We start from the raw sequence: 8,571 nt of genomic DNA on the forward strand, positions 1-8,571 counted from the left end.
CGTCCACGCCCACACCGGGCAATTCCTTGACCAGGCGCAAGGTCGTGGCGCGGCTGCACGGCTGCGGCCGACGCAACGACCCGGCGCTGGTAGAACAGATCCTGCGCGACCTACACACCAAGAACTTGCGGCAACCAGCCCCCGTCGAGCTCGCCCTCGGTCAGGCCGTCCTGGCCCTGCTCGCGGTCCTGACCGGGATGCACGCCGCGGTCGATCAGCTCGAGAACGCCCTGGCGGTGCAGTTCGACCAGCACCCGCTGGCCCCTGTCCTTCGCTCCGCGCCCGGCCTGGGGCCATTGCTTGGCGCGCGGCTCTTGGCTGAGATTGGTGACGATCCCGCCCGCTTCTCCACCCCCGGTGGATTGCGTGCCTTCGCCGGCACCGCCCCGGTCACCCGCGCGTCCGGACGATCTCGACTGGTCCGGGCCCGCCACATCCGCAACAAGCGGCTCGCCGACGCCTGTCACTGGTGGGCGTTCGCGATGCTCACCAGATCCGCGGGCGCCCGCGCGCAGTACGACCGCCGACGCCAGGTCGGAGACCACCACAACGCCGCCCTGCGCAACCTCGCGAACAAGCTCCTGGGACGGCTCTGGTGGTGCCTGCAACACCACGAACTTTGGGACGACGCCGCCGCCTGGCCACACCTACAGCCAGGCGCACCCGAAGCCGCCGGCGCCGTCGCTGCTTGACCCTGACTCGCGTGGGACGTCTACCTGCGCACCTGGGAAGGGTGGCTCTACCTGGCCACGGTGATCGACGCCCACTCCCGCCGGGTCATCGGCTGGGCCTGAGACACACAGGCCGATGCCGAGCACATGCGCGCGGACCTGGTCGAGCAGGCCCTGCAGATGGCAATCACCCTGCGCGGCGAGCTGCCCGCCGACGTCGTGTTTCATGCCGACCGCGGCACCCAGTACGCCTCGACCCAGGTCACCACCTTCGCCGCCGCCAACGGCATCACCCGCTCCATGGAACGCACCAGGGTGTGCTGGGACAACGCCATGGCCGAATCGTTCTTCGCCACCCTGAAGACCGAGTTCCACTACCGACGCGTCTGGCCCACCACGACCCGCGCCAAGCTCGCCGTCGGCGCCTGGATCGAAGACCGCTACAACCGCCGCCGACGCCACTCCGCCCTCGGCCAGATCAGCCCCGTCCAGTTCGAACTGCAACACTGCACCCACCCTGCGGCAAACCTTCACGCCGCACAACCCCGTGTCCACCAACCGGGGTCAAGGCCACGCTGTCGCTGCGCACCGCCATCCACCACTGTCGCCAACTCCGATCAGCGCGCCGTATAGCCGCCGTCGACCGCGACGATCGACCCCGTCATGAACGAGGCCCTAGCTGAGGCAAGGAAGACGATGACCTGGGCGATCTCCTCGGCCTGCCCGAACCGGCCCAGGGCATGCTGAGCGGCGAGATCGTCGAGCTCCTCACGCGTCGCGGCGTCCATCAACGGCGTGTCGACGAACCCGGGCACGACCGCATTCACCCGGATGCCGAGCGACCCGTAGTCAACAGCTGCGGCCCGGGTCAGCCCGACGACGCCATGCTTAGAAGCGACGTAGGCGGAAACATCACCCTTCGCGATCGTGCCCATTATGGAGGCGACGTTGACAATCGAGCCACTCCCTCGGGCGACCATGACGGATAGCTCGGCACGGAGACAGCGGAACACGCCGTCAAAGTTTACCGACTGGACGTGCGCCCATAGCTCGTCGTCCACCTGATGAAGCGGGACACGGGGCTGTCCGACACCGGCGCAGTTCACCGCCACGTCGAGCTGCCCGTAGGTGTCGACGCCGACTGCGACCGCTGCCTCGGCCCCGGCAACGGTGGAGATGTCAAGCGCTGCCGCCACTGCATTGCCGCCCGCATGGACGACCGACTCAGCGACTCGATGCGCGCTGGCCGCGTTGAGGTCGACCACTACCACCGGTGAACCACTCGCCGCCAGCAGTCGCACCGTTGCCTCGCCGATGCCGGACCCTCCACCGGTGACAAGGGCGACTGGTTGGTCGGCGGACTGGCGGGTCACTGGGCGAACCAGGGATGCGCCGTGGCCAGGCCGTCAGCAGATGCGCCCACCTCCCCTGCAAAGGAAAGGCTTCCGTAAGGCATGACTCGAACCATCGATAGCCTCCACTTTTCCTCCCGCTTTTCGGCGCGAAACTGGTAGCGGAGCATCACGAGCGCGTCGGAGCCGACATCCTCCACGGCTTCATCCGGTGCGGCAGAACGCAGGTGGATCACGCACCCGGCCTCCATCCGCGCTTCGGTGGCGGCGAGGAGCTCGATCCGAGGGGCAGCGAACATGTGCAGCCGCCCCAAAAAGGGCTCCTCGGCCAACTTGACCCACGGCATGAAGACAGCCAGGCCCCCCTGCCAACTACCGAAGTCGAACGTCGCGTCCTCCCAGAAGAGCGCCTCGAGTCCAGACCAGTTCAACCAGTCCACGGCGTAGGTGTAACGCTCAAGGAGCGTCCGGCAGGCTGACTCGTCGAGCAGCGTGGCGAGTTGCGTCGCCTGGGCCTCCGTGATCACAACTTCACCAGCATCTTGCCCTGGGCGGAGCCGTCGAACAGCCGCGCGAAGCCGCCACCGAACGAGTCGAGCCCCTCGACGATGTCTTCGCGGAACACCAGGCGTCCGTCGCGGACCCATTCTCCCAGCGCCGCGATCGCCCCATCAAACTGGTCCGCGTATGTGTGGACCAGGAAGCCTTCGATGCGCAGTGCGTTTGCCACCACTTGGAACAGGTTGTGCATAGCAGGGGGTACCTGTGTGTTGTACTGCGAGATCATGCCGCAGGTCGTCACTCGGCCCTTCCAGTTCATGCAGTCCAGCGCGGCATCGAGCTGCGTGCCACCGACGTTGTCGAAGAAGACGTCAACCCCGTCCGGGCACACCGCCTTGACCGCCGCCGTCAACTCAGCGAGCGACAGCCCCTGATAGTCGATAGCGGCGTCGAAACCGAACTCCTTGGTCAGCCGCTTAGCCTTCACGGGACCACCCGCGATCCCGACGGCGCGACACCCATGGATCTTCGCGATCTGACCGGCAGCTGATCCGACGGCACCCGCGGCCCCCGAGACCAGCACGGTCTCGCCGGGCTGCGGCTTGGCGACGTCGAGGAGCCCGAAGTACGCCGTCATGCCGGCAGCGCCCTGGATGCCCAGCGAGTTGCTCGGAGCAGTCATGGTGGCTTGGTCGAGCTTCCAGCACATCGGATCGACGTCAGGTGTGATCACGCTCGACTCAGCCGTCAGCCCCCGCCCGACGATCAGATCGCCAACCTGGAAGCCTAGGTGCCGCGACTCCGTCACCTCGCCCATCGCGAGTGTGACGAGGGGATCTCCCACCAGAATCGGCGCGATGTAGCCCTCTTGCGCGCCCAGCAGAACTCGGACGCCCGGGTCGAGGGAAAGGAACATGTTCCGGACCAAGATCTGACCCTCCTGCGCCTCGAGTGTTGGGACGTCTCGGACCTCGAAATGGGCGGCTGAGACTGGTCCGTGGGGGTGAGAGGCGAGTATGACTGCGCGCATGCGGTCGTCCTTTGGATGAGGGATCGTGCGAGGGCCAGCAGACCGCGACCCCCTGAATAAGGCTCGAACGTTACTCATCGTGTCGGTGGGCAGCAATAGTTTCTAGACACCGAATGCTGTTAGCGGAGAGTTGAGTCCCACGGATGAGGTGTGCGACGGCCTCGACGGCGAGCGTGTCGTGAGGACGTAGACGACGGCCACCGCGTGATCCTTAAGAAGACCTGCGATGGCCGATCTGAAGGAGATCAACACGATGAACGCCACTCCCAGTAACGACCGTGCTCTGCCCTGGCTCGAGCAGATCGACCGCGCCGAGCCTGACCTGTTGCGAGCTCTGCTCAGGACGTTCGTCGAAGCCCTGATGGGCGCCACGGCCGACGCGGGCTGCGGCGCCCCCTACGGTGTCCGCAGCCAGGAGCGGGTCAACGTCCGCCCCGGCTACCGGGCGCAGGAGTGGGACACCCGGGCCGGCACGATGGAGGTCGCGATCCCCAGGCTGCGGTAGGGCCCCTACCTCCCGGACGGGCTGCTCGAGCGCCGCAAGCGCGCCGAACGGGCCCTGACGACGGTTGTCCCGACCTGCTACCTGCTCGGGGTGAGCGTCCGCCGGATGGAAAAGCTCGTCGAGACCCTCGGGATCAGCCGGCTGTCCAAGAGCTGGGTCTCGATGATGGCCAAAGAGCTCGACGAGCACGTCGCGTCCCTCCGCCGCCGGCTGCTGGATGCCGGCCCGTACACGTTCGTCGCCGCCGACGCGTTGGTCCTCAAGGTCCGTGAGGGCGGCCGGGTCGTCGGTGCCCATGCGTTGCTCGCGACCGACGTCAACACCGACGGTCATCGTGAGATCCTCGGCCTACAGGTCACATCCGGTGAGAACTGCGCCGGCTGGGTGGCCTTATTCCGCGACTTCACCGCCCGCGGCCTGTCTGGTGTCCAGCTCGTCGCCTCAGGTGCCCACCAAGGGCTTGTCGCCACGACCCTGCCCGACGCCGCCGCGGTCCAAGCCCAGTACGACCGGGTCCTGGATGTCCTGTCCGGCATGCTTCCTGCCGCCGCGGAGCACCCGGACACCGCACGCGCCGACGTCCTGGCCTTCACCCCGTTCCCCAAAGAGCTCTGGCGCTAGCCCGTGAAAGCCCCGGGCTAGGGCTGGAACGTCGACGACCTCGAAGTGCTCAGCCGCGACGGGGCCGTTTGGATGAAATGCGAGGGTGACTGCGCGCATGTGAGCCTAGTTTCGGATGAGCGGGTGGTGGAGACGTGGCGGTGAGGGTTTGTTACAGGATGTTCAGTCACGAAGCATCTGTCCATATTTTATAGTGTTCAGATAAAGTAACGTTGTGTCCGCGTAAAGTCATTTGGCGTAGAGGGCAAGCCACCGGGTGCCGGTTCCGGTGTGTAAACCCGAAGGCTGTGGTGGTTGCCTCGATCGATGCGGTTGGTGGGTGACCGGGGACGTCCCAGGAACCGGGCTCGACCGGCCGGGAACCCCGTCTGCCGAACGACTGGCCTGCGGCAGCCTGTCCGAGCAGTCCAAGACGGTGGCTGGCTGGCGGTCCTCGACAAGGGGAGCGCAAGTTGGCTCCTCAAAGTCCCGTGCCCCTACTTGACTACGGTCGGGAGTAGCGGCCACACTCGACGGTACTTACTACTCTGTGAGTTGAGTAACGATCCTTGACGTCGACTGCTCAGGACCGACACGAAAAAGGGGGCGCTCCTTGCCCGCTCAAGCGCCGTTGTCCGACAGGACCTTCGAACGTTCCTCCAGTACTCAGGCCGAGGTGGCGCCAGCTGCTGCTGGGTGGCCGGGGAGTGGAGGTTGAAAGGGCGATGACATCTCCCTCAACGACGGCCACGACCGGTCATAGCGAGCACCCTCGCGAACTCGTGGTGATCGGGCACACAAGGGTGGCCGACGGCTTGGTAAGCGTGGAGTTGGCTGCACCTGACGGCAGCAAGCTCCCCTCCTGGACTCCCGGGGCGCATGTTGACCTGCTGCTGACCCCGGCACTAACGCGGCAGTACTCCCTGTGCGGCTCGCCAGCCAATCGCACCGGCTGGCGGATCGGCGTGCTCCGTGGAGCGGCGAGCCGCGGTGGCTCCCGCCACATCCACGAGGAGCTGAGGCTGGGAGCGCGGGTCGCGGTACGTGGACCGCGCAACAGCTTCCCGCTCCTTGCCGCCCCGGCGTACCTTTTCCTCGCTGGCGGTGTCGGCATCACGCCCCTACTCCCGATGATTGCCGAAGCCGAGGCTGCCGGTGCTCGGTGGACGATCTTCTATGGAGGGCGGACACGGAACTCGATGGGCTTTCTCGACGAGCTGGCACCGTACGGTGACCGAGTCGTGGTCTGGCCCGAGGACGAGAGTGGGATGCTCGACATCGAGATGATCCTGGGACAACCGCAGACCGGCGTGCTGGTCTACGCCTGCGGCCCCGAGGGTCTGCTGCAGGCGGTCGAGGGCCAGTGCGCAGAGTGGCCCGTCGGTAGCCTGCACGTTGAGAGGTTCGTTCCCAAGCTGGTGGACGCCGCGGCGGTGGGCAGATCGTTCGAGGTGCTCTGCCAGCAGTCCGGTGTCACGGTGACCGTGCCCCCGGACAGGTCGATCCTTGAGGTGGTTCAGGAGGCGGGCGTCCCGGCGCTGTCGTCCTGCATGGAGGGCGTCTGCGGCACCTGCGAAACGGCAGTGCTGGAGGGCGAACCCGACCACCGCGACTCGCTGCTGAGCACGAAGGAGAAAGCTGCCGGTAATCACATGATGATTTGCGTGTCCCGTTCGTATGGCGCCCGTCTGGTGTTGGACCTGTGATCGTCAAGTGCGACCATCGGTTCGACTGCTGGCAGTCGCGCTCGCGAGCATGGAAGTTGTTGTCGATTCCACCAGCCGGTGACGGCTACAGCGGGAGATGCTGCTGTCGCGAAAGCCTAGACAGCGTTGCCTACCTCAGGACGCCGCTTTCTTTGCTGCCACTTACTTGACATTGACTGCGTATTGAGCAAGTCTGAGCTGCCTGGGCGACAGTTGCCATCTTCGTTCTTCGCGCTCACTGCTCAAACGTTTCGGCTTGGTTCCCCACGTGACGGGCGATGATTGAGGGCCGTGCGGCGCCGGTCCCAGTGCCACCGGCCGAGACGACGCTGGCCCATCCTCATACGGTCGTCGCTGGTTGTTCTTTCACCTGATCTACCACTGAGAAAGAGGAGTGACATGAATGCCGCGGCCGAAGTGATCGTTGCCGGTTGGATGGACTTTGAGCCAGGGGACCGGGAGGAGGCTCTGCGCCACTTCTCTGACCTGGTGGTCGCGAGCCGTTGCGAGTCGGGCTGTCTCGACTATGTCTTCTCGCCCGACCCGGACGTGCCGGGGCGCGTGCGGGTCTTCGAGCACTGGGACAGCGACGCCTCGCTCACAACACATCTGACGCTGCCGCACGTGGCGAAGTTGGGCAAGGCTCTCGCACCGCTTACCCGGATAGGCCGGTCGTTGACTCATTCAACAGTCGCTGTCTCCAGGCAGATGGGGTCGGCGTCCGCTCCCGCTGCCAGTTGGCCGACGGAGATGTTCTGTCACCGCCCTTGGACGTCCCTGGCGACTGATTGGAGCAGCTGCGCCGAACGCAAGGACCCGCGCGGAGGCCCTGAGCGAGGACTCCGGACGGCCAGCAGTGATGCCCGTAAGTAGGGTAGCGGGCCGCTCCGACGGATTGCAGCCGACGAAAGGCTGATATCGGGCGCGTACCTGAGGGCAACCACGTTGGTGGTGGCTTCAGATATCCCTGGGCGGCCCGCCGGCGGGTGATGCAGTCCGTAATGGGGTTCTTGGCGACCTCTCTGGATTCGGACGAGCGAGGGTCCGGTGCACGACGTTGCGGCTGTAGATGTCGGGGACACCATGATTCGGGGGCCGAACGACTCCAGGACTTGCAGCTGCTCAGGATCTCGACAGGGCGTTGGGTGCGGTGGCCCGAGGCTTGTGGGGGTGTCTGTGGTGGCGGCAAGGGCCGCAAGTGTCCGGTCGGTGATCAGCCCAGAAATGCGCAGTCACGTTTGAAGGCGCACGGCGGCAGCTCGACTGCGGCTGTGTCGATGGGTTGCTCGACACCCGGCCGGTGGCAGAGCTTTCGGAGAACAACTTCAAGGGCTCGTGTGCTTTTCCCATGATTGTCAGAGCAGCCACGGTTTTGGCAAGTTCGTATTTGAGGCGCTCGTTACGGTGCCTCAACTTTTTCAGCTCAAACTGGTCAGCGGTGTGCTTGGCCATCACGGCCATACCCATGAGCCCGGCCAGTGCGTCGGTGGTACTGGCCTTGCTGGTCTAGTTGACGTGCCGGGAGTACAGCCCCGCCCGCGTAGCGCCGCGCCCTTTCCCCCGAGGTAATGCCGCCGTCGTACTTGGACGTGTCGGTCAGCTTGTCGTCGCCGCTGGAGCGTCGTGGCCTGGCCCGAGGCGTCGGGTCTGTGGTCTCACCAGCCCACCGTGTGAGTGGGCAACAAGAGCCGTCGTCATCGGCATCGGGCTGGTAGTCCATTCTGCGCTCCGCAGGGATGAAGATTTGCGGCTCTCCGGTCGTTCCCGTGGGTGCCTGTTGAGTAGTTGAACGAGCAACACGCCGTCCCTGCTTAGGTTCTGGGTGTCGAAGTCCAGGACTACAGAGCGGGGAACGGCGTGCGCAACGCCACGGTATGGGCAGGTGTGCTTGGTGTCGAGAACTCGACAGTGATCGACGGTGTCGAGTTCGAGAACGAGAGCGAGTCCGTCGTGGTCTCGGTCCGTCCTCGTCAGGGCGCGACACGGCGGTGCGGGGTGTGTCAGCGGCGCTGCCCGCGATATGACCACGGCGAAGGACGACGGCGCTGGCGGGGCCCGGACCTGGGCCTACTGCGGAGCTTCGTGGAGGCCGAGGCGCCGCGGGTCACCTGCGGTGAGCATGGGGTTGTGGTGGCGTCGGTGCCGTGGGCGCGGCACGGCCCCCGCCACACGGGCGTGTTCGAGGACACCGTCGCGTGGATGGCCA

General features: G+C 65.8%; 8 protein-coding genes and 1 pseudogene. 6 read left to right on the forward strand and 3 right to left on the reverse strand.

Going from position 1 to position 8,571, the window contains the following annotated elements; all coding sequences use genetic code 11:
• Both H7290_RS20615 and H7290_RS20620 read left to right on the forward strand, forming a co-directional pair.
• Positions 1-692, forward strand: a 692-nt coding sequence (locus tag H7290_RS20615) for a transposase (protein ID WP_290515892.1), incomplete at its 5' end; no start/stop codon positions are given.
• Positions 693-818: 126 nt separating this feature from the next.
• Positions 819-1,304, forward strand: a complete 486-nt coding sequence (locus H7290_RS20620; protein WP_290515893.1) for an integrase core domain-containing protein — start codon at positions 819-821, stop codon at positions 1,302-1,304.
• Here the strand turns inward: H7290_RS20620 and H7290_RS20625 are convergent.
• Genes H7290_RS20625 through H7290_RS20635 form a run of 3 tightly spaced genes read right to left on the reverse strand, consistent with a single transcriptional unit; the run spans position 1,289 to position 3,554 of the window.
• Positions 1,289-2,044, reverse strand: a complete 756-nt coding sequence (locus H7290_RS20625; protein WP_290515894.1) for an SDR family oxidoreductase — start codon at positions 2,042-2,044, stop codon at positions 1,289-1,291. The two genes, H7290_RS20620 and H7290_RS20625, sit on opposite strands and share 16 nt — an antisense overlap.
• The gene (locus tag H7290_RS20630; RefSeq protein WP_290515895.1) at positions 2,041-2,550 is read right to left on the reverse strand and encodes a nuclear transport factor 2 family protein; all 510 of its coding nucleotides are present in this window, start codon (positions 2,548-2,550) and stop codon (positions 2,041-2,043) included. The genes H7290_RS20625 and H7290_RS20630 overlap by 4 nt, the downstream gene beginning before the upstream one ends.
• The gene (locus H7290_RS20635; protein WP_290515896.1) at positions 2,547-3,554 is read right to left on the reverse strand and encodes an NADP-dependent oxidoreductase; all 1,008 of its coding nucleotides are present in this window, start codon (positions 3,552-3,554) and stop codon (positions 2,547-2,549) included. The genes H7290_RS20630 and H7290_RS20635 overlap by 4 nt, the downstream gene beginning before the upstream one ends.
• A 253-nt stretch (positions 3,555-3,807) precedes the next feature.
• On the opposite strand from H7290_RS20635, the pseudogene H7290_RS20640 reads away from it, so the two are divergent.
• The 4 genes and pseudogenes from H7290_RS20640 to H7290_RS20650 all read left to right on the forward strand — a co-directional run.
• Positions 3,808-4,674, forward strand: a pseudogene (locus tag H7290_RS20640) (transposase); the annotation flags it as partial.
• Between the two features lie 710 nt (positions 4,675-5,384).
• Complete coding sequence (locus H7290_RS20645; RefSeq protein ID WP_290515897.1) at positions 5,385-6,365, forward strand: PDR/VanB family oxidoreductase; 981 nt, start codon at positions 5,385-5,387, stop codon at positions 6,363-6,365.
• Positions 6,366-6,800: 435 nt separating this feature from the next.
• Positions 6,801-7,238 carry a putative quinol monooxygenase gene (locus H7290_RS21450; RefSeq protein WP_366927664.1) on the forward strand — a complete coding sequence of 146 codons (438 nt, stop codon included), beginning with the start codon at positions 6,801-6,803 and terminating at the stop codon, positions 7,236-7,238.
• Positions 7,239-8,222: 984 nt separating this feature from the next.
• Positions 8,223-8,571, forward strand: a 349-nt coding sequence (locus tag H7290_RS20650) for a transposase family protein (RefSeq protein ID WP_290515898.1), incomplete at its 3' end; no start/stop codon positions are given.

Source organism: Aeromicrobium sp. (assembly GCF_014378035.1).
Lineage (GTDB): Bacteria > Actinomycetota > Actinomycetes > Propionibacteriales > Nocardioidaceae > Aeromicrobium.

Excerpts from the sequence above, each read along its gene's own strand:
- H7290_RS20620 (WP_290515893.1), top strand. The coding sequence starts at position 819 with ATGCGCGCGGACCTGGTCGAGCAGGCCCTGCAGATGGCAATCACCCTG.
- H7290_RS20635 (WP_290515896.1), bottom strand. The coding sequence starts at position 3,554 with ATGCGCGCAGTCATACTCGCCTCTCACCCCCACGGACCAGTCTCAGCC.
- H7290_RS20645 (WP_290515897.1), top strand. The coding sequence starts at position 5,385 with ATGACATCTCCCTCAACGACGGCCACGACCGGTCATAGCGAGCACCCT.
- H7290_RS21450 (WP_366927664.1), top strand. The coding sequence starts at position 6,801 with ATGGACTTTGAGCCAGGGGACCGGGAGGAGGCTCTGCGCCACTTCTCT.